The sequence below is a fragment of the Pseudomonas sp. MPB03 genome (assembly GCF_046605385.1).
Taxonomy (GTDB): Bacteria; Pseudomonadota; Gammaproteobacteria; order Pseudomonadales; family Pseudomonadaceae; genus Aquipseudomonas; species Aquipseudomonas zanjanensis.
This window is the reverse complement of record NZ_CP176770.1, coordinates 1,466,769-1,481,614: the sequence shown is the minus strand read 5'-3', so window position 1 is coordinate 1,481,614 and position 14,846 is coordinate 1,466,769. Positions and strand designations below refer to the sequence as shown.

Here is a 14,846-nt window from a genome sequence, read left to right as displayed (position 1 = left end):
GAATAATTATACTGGCGAGTATGTTATTAATAGCAAACTCACCAGTCCAGTATTAAAGCGAAGAATGTCGAACAATCCTTCATCCCCTAGCGGCCCTGGCCGCCCCAAGGACCTGGCCAAGCGCCAGGCCATTCTCGACGCGGCGAAACGCCTGTTCCTGAGCATGGGGTATGCCAATACCAGCATGGACGCCGTCGCCACCGAGGCGGGCGTTTCGAAGCTGACGGTCTACAGCCATTTCAACGACAAGGAGACGCTGTTTTCCGCTGCCGTGATGGCCAAATGTGAAGAGCAGGTGCCATCGCTGTTTTACGAATGGCCTGACGGCGTTCCGATCGAACACGTGTTGCTGAACATTGCCCGCGGGTTCAATCAACTGATCAACAGCGATGAATCGTTGAACCTGCATCGCCTGATCATGGCCCTGGGCAGCCAAGACCCGAAGCTGTCGACGATTTTCTACGAAGCCGGTCCGCAACGGATGCTCTCAGGCATGGAGCGGCTGCTGGCCAAGGTCAACCAGAGCGGCGCCCTGAGCATCGATAAACCGCGCAATGCCGCCGAACACTTCTTCTGCTTGATCAAGGGCGCGGCGAACTTCCGCTTGTTGTCAGGCTGCGGCCCGGCCCCGGAACCCGAAGCCGCCGAGGCCCATGTGCAGGAAGTGGTGGGGTTGTTCGTGCGGGCTTATCGGCCTTAGCCTTTCGCTGGCTGGAAGGGCCCCATCGCGAGCAAGCTCGCTCCCCCAGGGTTTGATGAACACCACGGATCCAATGTGGGAGCGAGCCTGCTCGCGAAGGCGATGGCACAGCCAACATCACCGTCTCAGACAAACCGCTATCGCGAGCAGGCTCGCTCCCACAGTTGACCGGTGCGAACACATCTCCATCATTCGACGACAAACCCTGTGGGAGCGAGCTTGCTCGCGATGCAGGCAACTCGGTCTCAAGGCTTGAGCGCTTTCTTCGGATAGATGTCGTAGCGACTGGACTTGCCATCGAGCCCATGGCTCGGCTTCGGCCCTTCGATGCACGGGGCCTTGCGTGGGCGCTTGACCACCACTCGATGAGTCGCCAAGGCCAGGGCCGCGGCGAGCAGCGCCGGGGCGTCCGGGTCATCGCCCACCAGGGGCCGGAACAGGCGCATTTCCTTCTTCACCAGGGCGGTTTTTTCACGATGAGGGAACATCGGGTCCAGATAGATCACCTGGGGCGGTTCGCCTTCCCAGTTGCGCATCACCTCGATGGCGTTGCCCTTGAGCAGGCGCATGCGCGCCACGATCGGCGCCACGTCGAAGTCCTCTGCGCCACGAGCCAGGCCATCCTCCAACAAGGCCGCAATCAGCGGCTGACGCTCGATCAGGCTCATTTCACAGCCCAGGCTGGCCAGCACAAACGCATCCTTGCCCAACCCGGCGGTGGCATCCAGCACCCGCGGGCGCACACCCTGGGCGATCCCGACTGCCTTGGCGATCATCTGGCCACTGCCGCCGCCGTACAACCGCCGATGGGCCGCCCCACCCTCGACGAAGTCCACGCGCACCGGCCCTGGCGCATCCGGGCCCAACTGCTGCAACTGCACCCCTTGCTCACCGACCTGCAAGGCGAACTCGCCTTCGTCCCCTTGCAAAGGCAGGCCAAGCCGCTCGGCCCAGTGTTCGGCCTGCGGTTGGAAGGCCGGGGCCAGGGCCTCGACATGGATGCGGCAGGCCGCGGGTTGCTCACTCATGGAAGTTGTTCACTTATGGAAAACATGCTCAAAAAATTAAGGATCGGCAAAAACGGCCGATAACAACGGTGAACGGCATTTTGCCAGAGCTGAGCGTCGACCGAGAAAAATGTCAGACATTCAATCCACATCGATAGGCGTTATCTCCCCTTACGGCGATTACAGCCTGCGTAACACCCAAGCGCTGAGCGGCGTCAGTCACCTGTGGCAGGATTTCTTTGCCCGGGCCCTGGCCGATCAACTGGGTGACAACGCACCGGCACCCGGCAGCTACCAGCCAGAGCCCCTCGATGAGGCCGTTGAACCGACCCTCGGCGCCGAACTGCTGGCGCATATCGTCAGCCAGCGCACCTGCGAAGTGACCGAAACACCGGTCAAGCCGCCAGAACCGTTGTTCCTGCCCATCGCAGAATTCGAACTCGACCTGCTGGACAAACCTTTCCCGCCGTTCCCGCCAGAAGAAATCGTTGCCCAGCAACAACAGCAGACCTTCGAAAGCAACTGGGTCCGCCCACTCGTCCTCACCGCCGGCCAACCACTGCCGGAACCGGGCCCGGCGCCACAACCGCGCCCCTTGCACCTGCCGATCGCCGAATTCGAACTCGAGCTGCTGGACAAGCCGTTCCCGCCGTTCCCGGAAGAGGAATTGGTGGCGCAGCAGAAACAACTGGACTTCGACACCCGCTGGGCACGTCCGATCGTGCTGCAGAACCTGCGCATCGCCGCTTAAATCAGCGACAGATCCACCATGGCCCCACATCCAGATGAAAATGGTTGCGGTGCGCCGCGTTGTAATCCGGGCTCAAGACCACACTGAACATATCGCAGGCGCCATCCCGAGCCTGACGCAAAAAGCGCGCATCGGCCGTGTCCTTGGGCCAGTCCCTGAGCACGCTGATCGTGCGCCCATCGGCCAGGCGAAACCCGGCGATGTCCAGCGCGCTGGCGGTGGCGTGCTGGCTGCGCGCCCCGCTCTCACGCCCGTACATGTTGCGACAGGCGAAACTGCCCAGGTGATCGACCCGCGTCACTTTCTGCCCGTAGACCGCCATGGCCGCCGGCTGCAACCCGTGACGCTCGAACAACGCAAACGCCACCGCCAGCGGGCAACTGGCGAGGAAGCTGCTGCTCAAGGCCACCTCACCGCCCTGCACCCTCAAGACATTGGTCAATGGGCATGTGGTATTGGCGCCGCTGTCGGCCTGGCGCGCGGTGCGCAGCCCGGAGGTGGCGAGGGCCTGGTCGCACAGCTGCGGGTCGTTGCGCAGGGCCATGAGTTTGAAACGGGTGAGCAGGTTGGGCGCCAGGTTGACGTCCAAAGGCGCCCAGGGATTCCATTGGGGCGGCAGCGCCACCCAGCCGCGCCATACCCCCAGCACGGCAAGGCCAATGAGCAGGGCCACGACCGCAAGCGCTTTCAAAAACCGCACGATATTGCCTCGGGCATCAACCCTTGAATAATTGGTTGGCCTGCTTGAACGGCATCGAGCGGCGCGTGAAGGTGAATGTGCCCTGCTCCTGGATCTCCTCGGCGGCGCGGAAAAACTCGCCATACGCGGCCAGGGCCAGCGCCGAGCCGACACTGATGCGCTTGACGCCCAGCTCGCTCAACTGCGCCACCGTCAGGTCCAGCGCCCCGGACATCAGCACGTTCACCGGTTTTGGCGCCACGGCCTGCACCACCGCGAGCACTTGTTCGGCGCTGCTCAGCCCCGGGGCGTACAACACGTCGGCCCCCGCGTCCGCGAAGGCCTTGAGGCGGCGAATGGTGTCGTCCAGGTCCGGATTGCCATGCAGGAAATTTTCCGCCCGGGCAGTCAGCAGGAAGGGAAACGGCAAGCTGCGCACGGCCTCGGCGGCAGCCTTGACCCGAGCTACCGCGTGGTCGAAGCAATAGATCGGGCTGTCTTCGCGCCCCGTGGCATCTTCGATCGAACCACCCACCGCGCCGGCCTCCGCGGCTCGGAGCAGGCTGCGGGCGCAATCCTCGGGGGCATCGGCAAAACCGTTTTCCAGGTCGACGGCCACCGGCAGGTCAGTGGCCGCGACAATCGCCCGCACGTTGGCCAGGGTGTCATCCAGGCCCAGCGCGCCATCGGGTCGGCCCAGGGAAAAGGCGTGACCGGCACTGGTGGTCGCCAAGGCTTCAAAGCCGAGGCTGGCCAGCATCTTGGCCGAACCGGCGTCCCACGGGTTGGGAATGACAAAAGCCCCTTCGCGTTCGTGCAAGGCCTTGAACGCCTGGGCTCGACGAATGTGCGCTTCCATGTAGTTCGCTCCTGAGCAGAGAGGGAGTGGGCCTCAGAGCAAACCCAGTTGCTCGGCGGCGGGCTCTCTATATAGCGCAGGCAGGGCCGGCAAGCCAGGCAATCGATGCATCAATCGCTCGTGAAAACGTTGCGCGAGCCTGGCGGCCAGCCGGTTGTCGGCGGTGTGCAGGAAGATATAGGGCGTGCGCCCTTCTTCGATCCACGCGGCGATTTTTTCTACCCATGGCGTCAGGAACGGCTCGTTGGCTTCCAGCACCGGATGGCCGATGAAGCGCACTTGCGGGCATTGGGTGAACGCCGCAGGCCGGGGCGGCACCCGGGGCTTTTTCGATTGTGCGTGAAGCACGGCGGGATCAAGGGAGGTGCAACTGAACAAGGCCCGGGGATCGAGGCAGATGCGTTCGACGCCGCGATCGAGCAACAAGCGATTGAGCCGTCGTTCGGCGTCGCCCTTGGCAAAAAAATCATCGTGACGGACTTCGACCGCCAAGGGGCGCTGCAAGGCGTCGATGAACCCCGCCAGTTCCGGCAACCGATTCGGGGTAAAGGCCTTGGACAGTTGCAGCCAATACGGCGCAACGCGTTCGCCCAAGGGGCTGAGTAGTTGCAGGAAGGTTTCAGTGGCCGTCAGGCGCTCGCGCAAGTCGCCATTGTGGCTGATGTCGCCAGGGAACTTGGCGGTGAAGCGAAAGTGCTTGGGCATGATCTCGGCCCAGCGCTGCACGGTCGTCGCAGCCGGGCTGGCATAGAAGGTCGTATTGCCTTCCACGGCATTGAACACTTGGGAATAGAGATCGAGGAAATCGGTGCTTTTCGCATCCTGGGGATAAAGGTAATCGCGCCAGGCGTTTTCGCTCCAGGACGGACAGCCCAGGTAGTAAGGCAAGACCATCAGATGTAGAGATCGAGTCCCAGCACTTCCATATCCCAATCGACAAAACCGGCGGTGCTCAGGTAACTCGCCAGGGCCGTGGAGACACTGCGGCTCATCGCACGGTGATAAAGCATGTCTTGCTGACGGGCGGGGAGATTGCTCAGGCGTTGCGCAGAGGCTTTGGCGGCGCGGGCGGCCAGTTGCTCTTCAGACGGAAACTCCACCTCGCCATCGATGTCATCGAAGTTTTCCGGCTCGCTGGCTTTACCCGCACGAGGCCGACGCTTGATGGGGTAGGACTGGGATGAAACGCCGTCTATACGCATAACAGAATGCTCGGTATCAATGATGGCAATTTAGCGGCACTTTCGCAGCCGCGCAAATGCGCAAGTGATAACTAGAACACATAAAGTCGAAAAGGTTTAAAAACGGGCGGAAAAAGTGACGACTGGCAAGGTCGGGTGTGACTTTTGGGGGCGTAAATGACTTTTGCGAGACACCGCTTTTTGGGGTGACCCCATGCTTTTGTGGCGAGGGAGCTTGCTCCCGCTGGGGCGCGAAGCGGCCCCGAAATCTGATTCGCGCCTTATCTTGCCGGCCTGAAATCAATTTTCTGGGGGCCGCTTCGCAGCCCAGCGGGAGCAAGCTCCCTCGCCACAACGCTGCCCGCTTGAGAGCGGAGTGATGCTTTTTACCGCTCGGACTTGGGGGTTGCGACTTTGTCCCGCAAATATACTGGCTGCGCATCATCCGCTGGAATGGCCTCGCCACGTTCCCAGGCGAAGCGTGCCAGGGCCAGCAGGTCCTCGGCATGGGGCAGCATCGAGGCGTCCTGGCCGATGAGACTGACACCGATCCGCTCGCCATAGCCCCAACCGGTGCCGGCGCCGAACCAATCACCGCTGGCATCGCCCGGCAACGCCGCCGCTTCGGGCGGCAACACCGCTTCAGCACCGACCAGGCGCATCTCGCCGTCGGTTTCGCGATAGCAGCCCCAATACACCTCATCCATGCGCGCATCGATGGCCGCGGCAACTTGGCGAGCGCCCTGTTCGCGCAAGGCACGCTGGGCCAGCACCGCGAGGTTCGATACCGGCAGCACCGGACGCTCCAGGGCAAATGCCAGCCCTTGCACCACACCGATGGCGATGCGCACACCGGTAAACGCCCCCGGCCCACGGCCAAAGGCAATCGCATCCACCGCCTGCAAGGTCGTGCCGGCGTCGCTCAATAGTTGCTGGATCATCGGCAGCAGCTTCTGCGCGTGCAGGCGCGGGATCACCTCGTAATGGCTCGTGACCTTGCCGTCGTGCAGCAAGGCAACGGAGCAAGCTTCAGTCGCGGTGTCCAGGGCCAGCAAGGTGCTCATCGATGTGTCCGTAAATCAGGTGGGAAAAAAGTGCGCCAGTATAAACAACTACGGCCCGCAAGCGGGCCGTAGTTGATGCAACTGATCAGGCTTTTCAGCTCAAGGCTGCAAGCACCTTGGCGGTGATCGCTTCAACCGAACCGACGCCTTCGATATGGCTGTATTTCGGCTTGCCATTGGCAGCCGACAGTTTCTGGTAGAAGTCCACCAGCGGCTTGGTCTGGGAATGGTAGACCGACAGGCGATGACGCACGGTTTCTTCGGTGTCGTCCTTGCGTTGCACCAGCTCTTCACCGGTCACGTCGTCCTTGCCTTCGGTTTTCGGCGGATTGTAGACGGTGTGGTAGACGCGGCCGGAAGGCTCGTGAACGCGGCGACCAGCAATGCGCTGGACGATTTCCTCGTCCTCAACGGCAATCTCGACCACTGCATCCAGTTCGACACCGGCAGTCACCAGGGCTTCAGCCTGGGGAATGGTGCGCGGGAAGCCATCGAACAGGAAGCCATTGGCGCAGTCGGGTTGAGCGATGCGATCCTTGACCAGGGCGATGATCAGGTCATCCGACACCAGGCCGCCGGCATCCATGATGCTCTTGGCTTGAACGCCCAGTGGCGTGCCCGCCTTGACCGCGGCACGCAGCATGTCGCCGGTGGAGATTTGCGGGATACCGAATTTTTCGGTGATGAACTTTGCCTGAGTACCTTTACCGGCCCCGGGAGCTCCCAGCAGAATGACGCGCATCGATGTGCTCCTCAAATTTTTTTATGTAAAACGCTCGGATTCGCCTCGCGGGGCCAATCTTCGAAAAACTGGATCGTGACCGCCCAAACGGCCAAAGGCTGATCAAGATACACAGCAGGCCCGACCCACACAAGCCGCCGAAAGTCGGAGGAACCTGCGCCCGATACGACCTTCGGAGGGGGTGGCGAGCGTCGCAACCGGGCAACAAACTGTCGCCTGGTCGACCTGTCCCCGCCCCCGCCGAACAACGCCCGGGAACGCCGGGCGAGCCGTTTCGGTGCGCTGCCTGATCTTAGCCGGTATTGCGCAACCCGGCGGCAATCCCCGCCACAGACACCAGTAATGCCTGCTCCACGGGGCTGCCTTGGGCAACTTCCTGCTGGCGTGAGCGCGCCAACAGTTCGGCCTGCAACAGGTGCAACGGGTCGAGGTAGGTGTTGCGCAGGCGGATGAATTCCAGCGTGGCTGGGCTATGTGCCAGTAGCTGCGACTGACCGGTCAAGCCAAGCACCACCGTGCAGGCCTGCGACAATAGGTCGCGTAAATGCGCACCCAAAGGCAGCAGCCCAGATTCCACCAAACGCTCGTCGTAAGAGCGGGCGATGTCGGCGTCGGCCTTGGCCAGCACCATCTCCAGCATGTCGATGCGGGTCCGGAAGAACGGCCATTGCTCGCGCATCTGCCCCAGCAACGCCCCTTCGCCACGCTCCAGGGCCTTGCTCAGTGCGGTTTCCCAGCCGAGCCAGGCCGGCAACATCAGGCGGGTCTGGGTCCAGCCGAAGATCCACGGAATCGCCCGCAAGCTTTCGATGCCGCCGGCGCGACGCTTGGCCGGCCGGCTGCCCAGGGGCAGGCGGCCAAGTTCTTGCTCGGGGGTGGACTGGCGGAAGTACTCGACGAACTGCGGGTTCTCCCGCACCACCGCGCGGTAGGCGTTGACGCCATCGGCCGCCAATTCGTCCATCAGGTGTCGCCATTCGGGCGTGGGTGGCGGCGGTGGCAGCAACGTCGCTTCAAGCACTGCGGCGAGGTACAGATTGAGGTTCTGTTCGGCGATGTCCGGCAGGCCGAATTTGAAACGAATCATTTCACCCTGCTCGGTGGTGCGGAAACGCCCCGCCACCGAACCCGGTGGCTGGGACAGGATCGCCGCGTGCGCCGGACCGCCACCACGGCCCACGGTGCCGCCACGACCGTGGAACAACAGCAATTCGACTTGCTGCTCGCGGCAGATGTCCACCAGCCGTTCCTGGGCCCGATATTGCGCCCAGGCCGCCGCCGTGGTCCCGGCGTCCTTGGCCGAATCGGAATAGCCGATCATCACTTCCTGAGGGCCCTGCAGCCGTGAACGATAGCCCGGCAGCAGCAACAGCCGCTCGATCACCGGCCCGGCGTTGTCCAGGTCGGCCAGGGTCTCGAACAGCGGCACCACTCGCATCGGCCGCAACACCCCGGCGTCCTTCAACAACAGTTGCACAGCGAGGACATCGGACGCCGCGCCGGCCATGGAGATCACGTAGGAACCCAGGGACGCCGCCGGCGCCGCGGCCACTTCCCGGCACGTCGCCAACACTTCCGCCGTGTCGGCCGAGGGCTTGAAATGGGCCGGCAGCAGTGGACGCCGGTTATTCAGCTCCTCCAGCAAAAAGCTGATGCGCTGCTCCTCGTTCCAATCCTCATAGCGACCCAGGCCCAGGTAGTCGGTGATTTCCGTCATGGCGGCGGTATGGCGCGTCGAGTCCTGGCGCACATCGAGGCGCACCAGGAACAAGCCGAAGGTCACCGCCCGCCGCAGGCAATCGAGCAGCGGCCCATCGGCAATCACGCCCATGCCGCATTCGTGCAGGGAGTGGTAGCACAGCTCCAGGGGGTCCAGCAGTTCGCGGTTGTGCTGCAACACCTCGGCGCCTGGCGGCGTGGCGGCACTCAAGGAGGCATGGGCCCAGTTGCGGGTGGCGCGCAGGCGTTCGCGCAGTTGCTTGAGCACGGCACGATACGGTTCGGCGCTGTCGCCGGCCTGGGCCCGCAAGGCCTCGCTGGCATGTTGCATGGACAGCTCGGCCGCCAGTTGGTCGACGTCACGCAGGTACAGGTCCGCCGCCATCCACCGCGCCAATAACAGCACCTCGCGGGTCACGGCGGCGGTGACATTCGGGTTGCCGTCACGGTCACCGCCCATCCACGAGGCAAAGCGGATCGGCGCGGCCTCCAGCGGCAGGCGCAGCCCGGTGGCGGCATGCAAGGCCTGGTCGGCCTTGCGCAGATAATTGGGAATGGCGTGCCACAGCGAATGCTCGATCACCGCGAAGCCCCACTTGGCCTCATCCACCGGGGTCGGCCGGGTGCGGCGGATTTCTTCGGTGTGCCAGGCTTCGGCGATCAAGCGTTGCAGGCGCTCGTGGATCTGCGCGCGCTCGGCGATGGTCAGGTCGCGATGATCCTGGGCCGCCAGTTGCGCGGCGATGGCGTCGTATTTCTGGATCAGGGTACGGCGGGCCACTTCCGTGGGATGGGCGGTGAGGACGAGTTCGATTTCCAGGCGGCCCAACTGCCGGGCCAGGGCCTCGGCGCCATGGCCTTCGGCCCGCAGCCGGGCGAGCAACTCAGGCAGGACCCGTGCTTCGAAGGGCGCCGGTTGCGATTCTTCGCGGCGATGGATCAGTTGGTACTGTTCGGCGATGTTGGCGAGGTTGAGGAATTGGTTGAACGCGCGCGCCACCGGCAGCAGTTCGTCCTCGCTCAGTTGATTGAGGCTGGCACTGAGTTCGGCATCCACGGAACCGCGTCGGTCAGCCTTGGCGCCCTTGCGGATCTGCTCGATCTTGTCGAGAAACGTGTCCCCGTACTGTTCGCGGATGGTATTGCCCAGCAGTTCGCCCAGCAGGTGGACATCCTCACGCAAGCGGGCATCGATATCGGTCATCAGCATTTCTCCAGCAAAAAAATCCGGACAGCTCTTGGATCAGAGAGTGCCGATGCCCGTCGCTTATGACAAGCGACGAAGGGACTTTAAACCTTGCACAACAAAGCTAGTCTCATGGGTAAGCCACACAACGGCTTGTCACTCACCGCGCCTGCCACGAGCAGGCTGATTGAGGTCATCATGAAAATTCGTGAACTTGCCCAGCATTGGGAAGAAAACGCCAAGGGCCGCCTGACCCAGACGGGCTACACGATTCACCTGGACGTGGAAGCCGCTGCGCGCCTGGCAGCGATCTGCGACATGTATCCCAAGCGCCAGCCCGAAGAGCTGCTGGGCGAGCTGATCGGGGCCGCATTGGAAGAGCTGGAAGCGAGCTTCCCCTACATCAAGGGTTCGCAAGTTGTCGCCACCGATGAGGAAGGTGACCCGCTGTATGAAGACGTAGGACCGACCCCACGATTCCTCGCCCTGTCGCGCCGGCATCTGCACGAACTTTCCTCGCAGAACGACAAATCCAAACACTGATTCCCTTCATTCCAGGTTGCGGTTTTCCGGCGCGGGGCCTTTCCCACCTACGCCGGGAATACCGCTGCGCGCCTTGAAAGTTCAGCTTTTCTGTCGCTGACCGATCAGTCAGTAATTCTTTTGGCGAATGGCCATCCTCGCTGAACTTTTGAAAAACGCCTCGGGTCACACCGAGTAACCATACTGGAACGGTCGTTTAAATAAACGCGCCTTGGCGCCAACACCAAACCAGACGTCATGGCTTCGGTCCCAGCATGGATTTGTCGTTTTTTTCAGGAGTTTTCCAATGGAGTTGAAGCCTATGAATACCTGCACTGCCAAACCCTCATCCAGTGGCCTGCGCGGCTTGAAGTTGGCTGCCCTGGCGATCGGTAGCAGCTTCATTCTCGCCGGTTGCGCCGGTAACCCACCTTCGGAGCAGTACGCGGTGACCCAGTCGGCGGTCAACAGCGCCGTCAGCGCCGGTGGTACCGAATTTGCCGCCGTGGAAATGAAATCGGCCCAGGACAAGCTCAAGCAAGCCGAAATCGCCATGCATGACGAGAACTACGAAGAAGCCAAGCGACTGGCCGAACAAGCCGAGTGGGATGCCCGCGTCGCCGAGCGCAAGGCTCAGGCCGCCAAGGCCGAACAAGCCCTCAAGGACTCTCAGAAAGGGGTTCAGGAACTGCGTCAGGAAGGCATGAACAAGGTTCAGTAAACCGATCACGCCACGACGTACTTCTCATTGATAAAAGGACGACAGACTATGATGCACAAACACTTGATGATGCCCGCCCTGCTCGCTGCCTGCGTAGCCCTGGCCGCTTGCTCCCACGACCCGAACGCCAATCTCGAACAGGCGCGGACCAATTACAACGGCCTGCAAGCCGACCCGGCGGCGACCAAAGTGGCCGCCCTGGAAACCAAGGACGCGGCGGACTTCCTGGCCAAGGCCGACAAGGCCTACCTGGATCGGGAAGACGAAGCCAAGGTCGACCAACTGGCCTACCTGACCAACCAGCGCGTCGAAGTGGCCAAGCAGACCATCGCCCTGCGCAATGCCGAAGCCGAACTGAAAAACGCCGGCGACGAACGCGCCCGTGCCCTGCTCGACGCGCGCAACGCGCAGATCAAGCAACTGCAAGACAGCCTCAACGCCAAGCAAACCGAACGCGGGACGCTGGTGACTTTCGGCGACGTGCTGTTCGCCACCAACAAGTCCGACCTGCGCACCAGCGGCATGACGAATGTGAGCAAACTGGCGCAGTTCCTCCAGGAAAACCCGGACCGCAAGGTGATCATCGAAGGCTACACCGACAGCACCGGCTCGGATTCCTACAACCAATCGCTGTCCGAACGCCGCGCCAGCTCGGTGCGTACCGCCCTGGTGAAAATGGGCGTCGACCCGGCTCGCATCGTGACCCAGGGCTATGGCAAGGAATTCCCGGTGGCGGACAACACCAGCGTCTCGGGCCGCGCCATGAACCGTCGCGTGGAAGTGACCATCTCCAACGACAACCAGCCAGTGGCCCCGCGCTCGACCATGAGCGCCAACTGATCGGCTGAGTGCAACTGAAAAGCCCCGCCTGGTTTCGTCAGGCGGGGCTTTTTCATGGCTGAAGATATTTGGCTGTACACAATCCCTGTGGGAGCGAGCTTGCTCGCGATGGCGGCGTGTCAGGCACTATTTATGCTGCTGAACTACCGCTATCGCGAGCAAGCTCGCTCCCACAGGGGATTGGATTACGGCTGCAGTTTTTGTGGTGTTTCCTGCCCCATGCACCGCACCGCACGTTTCTTCTCGTTGATCAACACGCCGGTCAGGCCTTTCTGCTCGGTGTCGAACAACACCAGCACACCATCGATGCACTGGGCGACCTGGGGCGCGGGTTCCAGGGACACCTTGTAGTCCTCCCCCGGCACGGTCTTGAGCATGGTGAACTGGTCGAGCAGCAACGCATCCTCGGGCTTGGCGAAATGCAGGTAGCCGTAGTACCACAGCACGGCGACGGTACCCAGGATGCTGCAGATACCGGTGATGATCAGGGGGATGGCGTTACGTTCTTCGCTCATTGCGGGTTCTCTGGTGGTTCAACGGGTGATTTCGGGTAGTTCGGGACCTCCCCCAGGCGGCGCAGGCCGTCAAAATGCCGGGGATCGTCGAGGTAGCGCAGCATCACGGTGCGCCACGTCGGGTCGGCGAAGGTCTGCACATGGCCGCCCCGCGTCAGCTGCAGGACCCGCGGCGGCGGCGCAGCTTGATACAAGCGGATGCCATTGGAAAGGGGCACGATGGGGTCGTCGAGGCTGTGGTAGATCAACTTCGGCACGCCGTTCAACTGCGCCACGGAGCTGATCGCGCTGTCACCGTCCGGCACCAGCCAGGACAACGGCACCTGGAACGGCCAGGTCAGCCACGAGGTACTCAGGGCAAAACGCCCGACGTCGCGATAGCTGGCGGGCACGCCGTCGAGCACCAGGGCCTTGAGCTGCCGTTGACGCTGGGGATGTTCGACCAGGTAATGCACCGCCAGCGCGCCGCCCAGGCTCTGGCCGAGCAGCACCAGCGGCTTGCCCTGGACCTCGGGCGACTGGTCGAGCCATTGGAACGCGGCGTCGATGTCCTGGTAGATCGCCGGCAGGCTCGGCTCGCCTTCGGACACGCCATAACCCCGATAATCGACCATCAACACTTGGTAGCCCTGCTCGGGCAACCACCAGCTCCCGCCCAGGTGCCACGCCAGGTTGCCGCCGTTGCCGTGCAAATGCATGACCGTGCCCTTGACCTCCACGCCTGGTTTGACGGGCAGCCACCAGCCACGGAGCTTGAGATTGTCAGCGGTGGTCAGGGTGACGTCGCGGTACTCGAGCTTGGCCCGCTCCGGGGTAAACGGCAGGCCGCGTTCGGGATAGAACAACAGGGAGCTGCAACCGCCCAGGGCCAGCAGCAGGCAGATGATGCCGAGGGTTCGCATCCGGTGAAGCCTCGCAAAAAATCAGAAGTTATCCACAGCCCCTGTGGGAGCGAGCTTGCTCGCGATAGCGGTATGTCAGTCACAGCGGTGTTGACTGTCCTGGCGCTATCGCGAGCAAGCTCGCTCCCACAGGGGATGGGTGGTGTTGTTAAAGAATATTCGAATAATCCGCTTCGATCCGGTCCAGGCTCAGGTGGTTCAGGAAGTTGGAGAAACACATCCAGGCCGACAGGGCATTCATGTCGCGGAATTGCTCAGGCAAGTATTTAGGCGGCACCACCAGGCCTTCGTCCACCAACTGGCGCAACGTGCGCATGTCCTCCAGGGTGGTCTTGCCGCAGAACAGCAGCGGCACCTGCTCCAGCTTGCCTTTGCGCACGGCCAACTGAATGTAGTTGTAAACCATGATGAAGCCCTTGAGGTAGGACAAGTCTTTGGTGAATGGCAGCCCGGTGGGCACCGAGCCACGGAACACCCGACTGGCGTTGCCGTAGCTTTCGGCCATCTCAAAACCCTGCTCGCGGAAGAACTCGAAGACCTGCAGGAAATCGGCGCCCTCCTCCACCATATGAATGGCCCGGGTGCGGTTGGTGAGTTTGCGCAGGCGACTCGGGTAGGAGGCGAAGGTGATGATTTCCATCAGGATCGCCAGGCCTTCCTGGGTCACCGTGGACGAGGGCGGGCCCTTGGACAGGAAGGTGCAGATCGGCTGGTTCAAGCCGTTGAGGGTGGTGCCGACGTGCACCAGCCCTTCGTGGACCTCCAGCGCTCGTACGTCGCGCTCGTTGAACATCGCATCGGTGCGGATCTTGATGTAGTCGGCGCCCGCCGCCGCGTCGGCGACGATGCCGTCGGACTCGAACACGCGGATGGTTTCCTCGGCTTCGCCGAACACCCGGTTGAGGCGATGCTGCAACAGGCTGACGGCTTCCTTGGCACTGAGGACTTTCGGCTCGTCCTTGAGGTCGCCACGGCCATCGATGTTGTTCAGGTAATCGGAGAGCATCAGGCCCAGGTCGGCGAGGGTCGGGTCGCCGGCGTGAAAAGCATCGGAGGCGGCGCCATAGAGCTCCTGGGAAATCAGCCCGAAATCCTCGGTGCCACGCGCTTCGAGCATGCGCACCACCATGCGGTATTCCTTGCACATGCGGCGCATGATCTGGCCCACCGGGTTGAACTGCCCCAGTTGGCGGGTGATGTCGCGCTCGATGTTCTGGAACTCCAGCTTCACTTTGCTGGAGTCAAAAGACAACGGCCGGTTGAGGTAATAGTCGCGATCCACCGCAGGCATTTCCTTGCCCTTGGCCTTGAGAAACCCCTTGCGGATGTTCTCGTCCCACTTCACCGCGTCGAGGATGCGAATCGGCGTTTGCGCCAGCACAATGCGATCGGACAAGGTGCGTATCGTCTGCTGGTAATCGTCCACCGAAAACTCCTGTGAAAAAACGTCCGCTTGTT

16 protein-coding genes are annotated in these 14,846 nt (G+C 62.3%); 5 read left to right on the top strand and 11 right to left on the bottom strand.

The window, feature by feature from the left end:
- Window positions 1-64: 64 nt before the first annotated feature.
- Window positions 65-700 carry a TetR/AcrR family transcriptional regulator gene (locus ACLH0I_RS06405; protein ID WP_411386595.1) on the top strand — a complete coding sequence of 212 codons (636 nt, stop codon included), beginning with the start codon at window positions 65-67 and terminating at the stop codon, window positions 698-700.
- 245 nt (window positions 701-945) lie between these two features.
- On the opposite strand, the gene ACLH0I_RS06400 is transcribed toward ACLH0I_RS06405, so the two are convergent.
- A complete protein-coding gene (locus ACLH0I_RS06400) occupies window positions 946-1,728 on the bottom strand; it encodes a class I SAM-dependent methyltransferase (protein ID WP_250963603.1) in 783 nt (260 codons plus the stop codon).
- A 109-nt stretch (window positions 1,729-1,837) separates the two neighbouring features.
- Here ACLH0I_RS06400 and ACLH0I_RS06395 point away from each other — a divergent pair, with 109 nt between their 5' ends.
- Window positions 1,838-2,458, top strand: a complete 621-nt coding sequence (locus ACLH0I_RS06395) for an energy transducer TonB (RefSeq protein WP_411386594.1) — start codon at window positions 1,838-1,840, stop codon at window positions 2,456-2,458.
- Window position 2,459: 1 nt separating this feature from the next.
- On the opposite strand, the gene ACLH0I_RS06390 is transcribed toward ACLH0I_RS06395, so the two are convergent.
- From ACLH0I_RS06390 to ppc, 7 genes are all read right to left on the bottom strand, one after another.
- The gene (locus tag ACLH0I_RS06390) at window positions 2,460-3,158 is read right to left on the bottom strand and encodes an extensin family protein (RefSeq protein WP_411386593.1); all 699 of its coding nucleotides are present in this window, start codon (window positions 3,156-3,158) and stop codon (window positions 2,460-2,462) included.
- A gap of 16 nt (window positions 3,159-3,174) precedes the next feature.
- A complete protein-coding gene (locus tag ACLH0I_RS06385) occupies window positions 3,175-3,996 on the bottom strand; it encodes an oxaloacetate decarboxylase (protein ID WP_411386592.1) in 822 nt (273 codons plus the stop codon).
- 33 nt (window positions 3,997-4,029) lie between these two features.
- Complete coding sequence (locus ACLH0I_RS06380; protein ID WP_250963607.1) at window positions 4,030-4,890, bottom strand: DUF72 domain-containing protein; 861 nt, start codon at window positions 4,888-4,890, stop codon at window positions 4,030-4,032.
- Window positions 4,890-5,198, bottom strand: a complete 309-nt coding sequence (locus ACLH0I_RS06375) for a hypothetical protein (RefSeq protein ID WP_186705474.1) — start codon at window positions 5,196-5,198, stop codon at window positions 4,890-4,892. Before ACLH0I_RS06375 ends, ACLH0I_RS06380 begins: the two co-directional genes overlap by 1 nt.
- A 365-nt stretch (window positions 5,199-5,563) precedes the next feature.
- Window positions 5,564-6,241 (bottom strand): tRNA (adenosine(37)-N6)-threonylcarbamoyltransferase complex dimerization subunit type 1 TsaB, encoded by a 678-nt coding sequence (gene tsaB, locus ACLH0I_RS06370; RefSeq protein WP_411386591.1) that lies wholly within the window; start codon window positions 6,239-6,241, stop codon window positions 5,564-5,566.
- Between the two features lie 94 nt (window positions 6,242-6,335).
- Window positions 6,336-6,983: an adenylate kinase gene (gene adk / locus ACLH0I_RS06365; protein WP_072408226.1), complete on the bottom strand. Its 648-nt coding sequence runs from the start codon at window positions 6,981-6,983 to the stop codon at window positions 6,336-6,338.
- A gap of 292 nt (window positions 6,984-7,275) precedes the next feature.
- Entirely contained in the window at window positions 7,276-9,906 is a 2,631-nt protein-coding gene (gene ppc / locus ACLH0I_RS06360) for a phosphoenolpyruvate carboxylase (protein WP_411386590.1), read from the bottom strand.
- Window positions 9,907-10,086: 180 nt separating this feature from the next.
- Between ppc and ACLH0I_RS06355 the strand changes: the two genes are divergently transcribed.
- The 3 genes from ACLH0I_RS06355 to ACLH0I_RS06345 all read left to right on the top strand — a co-directional run bounded on the left by ACLH0I_RS06355 (window position 10,087) and on the right by ACLH0I_RS06345 (window position 11,971).
- The gene (locus tag ACLH0I_RS06355; protein WP_003198166.1) at window positions 10,087-10,431 is read left to right on the top strand and encodes a hypothetical protein; all 345 of its coding nucleotides are present in this window, start codon (window positions 10,087-10,089) and stop codon (window positions 10,429-10,431) included.
- 286 nt (window positions 10,432-10,717) lie between these two features.
- Window positions 10,718-11,131 (top strand): DUF4398 domain-containing protein, encoded by a 414-nt coding sequence (locus ACLH0I_RS06350; RefSeq protein ID WP_186705469.1) that lies wholly within the window; start codon window positions 10,718-10,720, stop codon window positions 11,129-11,131.
- A gap of 51 nt (window positions 11,132-11,182) precedes the next feature.
- Entirely contained in the window at window positions 11,183-11,971 is a 789-nt protein-coding gene (locus ACLH0I_RS06345; RefSeq protein WP_186728987.1) for an OmpA family protein, read from the top strand.
- A 185-nt stretch (window positions 11,972-12,156) separates the two neighbouring features.
- Here the strand turns inward: ACLH0I_RS06345 and ACLH0I_RS06340 are convergent, their stop codons facing one another.
- The 3 genes from ACLH0I_RS06340 to ACLH0I_RS06330 form a co-directional block, all read right to left on the bottom strand.
- Window positions 12,157-12,486 (bottom strand): hypothetical protein, encoded by a 330-nt coding sequence (locus ACLH0I_RS06340; protein WP_250963611.1) that lies wholly within the window; start codon window positions 12,484-12,486, stop codon window positions 12,157-12,159.
- Window positions 12,483-13,388, bottom strand: a complete 906-nt coding sequence (locus ACLH0I_RS06335; protein WP_411386589.1) for an alpha/beta hydrolase — start codon at window positions 13,386-13,388, stop codon at window positions 12,483-12,485. Before ACLH0I_RS06335 ends, ACLH0I_RS06340 begins: the two co-directional genes overlap by 4 nt.
- A 148-nt stretch (window positions 13,389-13,536) precedes the next feature.
- A complete protein-coding gene (locus tag ACLH0I_RS06330) occupies window positions 13,537-14,814 on the bottom strand; it encodes a flavohemoglobin expression-modulating QEGLA motif protein (protein WP_003185001.1) in 1,278 nt (425 codons plus the stop codon).
- Window positions 14,815-14,846: the final 32 nt, after the last annotated feature.

What these genes read in the sequence shown, in the direction of transcription:
- ACLH0I_RS06335 (WP_411386589.1), bottom strand. Translation starts at nt 13,388, where the DNA reads ATGCGAACCCTCGGCATCATCTGCCTGCTGCTGGCCCTGGGCGGTTGC.
- ACLH0I_RS06405 (WP_411386595.1), top strand. Translation starts at nt 65, where the DNA reads ATGTCGAACAATCCTTCATCCCCTAGCGGCCCTGGCCGCCCCAAGGAC.
- ACLH0I_RS06340 (WP_250963611.1), bottom strand. Translation starts at nt 12,486, where the DNA reads ATGAGCGAAGAACGTAACGCCATCCCCCTGATCATCACCGGTATCTGC.
- ACLH0I_RS06345 (WP_186728987.1), top strand. Translation starts at nt 11,183, where the DNA reads ATGCACAAACACTTGATGATGCCCGCCCTGCTCGCTGCCTGCGTAGCC.
- ACLH0I_RS06385 (WP_411386592.1), bottom strand. Translation starts at nt 3,996, where the DNA reads ATGGAAGCGCACATTCGTCGAGCCCAGGCGTTCAAGGCCTTGCACGAA.
- tsaB (WP_411386591.1), bottom strand. Translation starts at nt 6,241, where the DNA reads ATGAGCACCTTGCTGGCCCTGGACACCGCGACTGAAGCTTGCTCCGTT.
- ACLH0I_RS06355 (WP_003198166.1), top strand. Translation starts at nt 10,087, where the DNA reads ATGAAAATTCGTGAACTTGCCCAGCATTGGGAAGAAAACGCCAAGGGC.
- ACLH0I_RS06400 (WP_250963603.1), bottom strand. Translation starts at nt 1,728, where the DNA reads ATGAGTGAGCAACCCGCGGCCTGCCGCATCCATGTCGAGGCCCTGGCC.
- ACLH0I_RS06380 (WP_250963607.1), bottom strand. Translation starts at nt 4,890, where the DNA reads ATGGTCTTGCCTTACTACCTGGGCTGTCCGTCCTGGAGCGAAAACGCC.
- adk (WP_072408226.1), bottom strand. Translation starts at nt 6,983, where the DNA reads ATGCGCGTCATTCTGCTGGGAGCTCCCGGGGCCGGTAAAGGTACTCAG.
- ACLH0I_RS06395 (WP_411386594.1), top strand. Translation starts at nt 1,838, where the DNA reads ATGTCAGACATTCAATCCACATCGATAGGCGTTATCTCCCCTTACGGC.
- ACLH0I_RS06375 (WP_186705474.1), bottom strand. Translation starts at nt 5,198, where the DNA reads ATGCGTATAGACGGCGTTTCATCCCAGTCCTACCCCATCAAGCGTCGG.
- ACLH0I_RS06350 (WP_186705469.1), top strand. Translation starts at nt 10,718, where the DNA reads ATGGAGTTGAAGCCTATGAATACCTGCACTGCCAAACCCTCATCCAGT.
- ppc (WP_411386590.1), bottom strand. Translation starts at nt 9,906, where the DNA reads ATGACCGATATCGATGCCCGCTTGCGTGAGGATGTCCACCTGCTGGGC.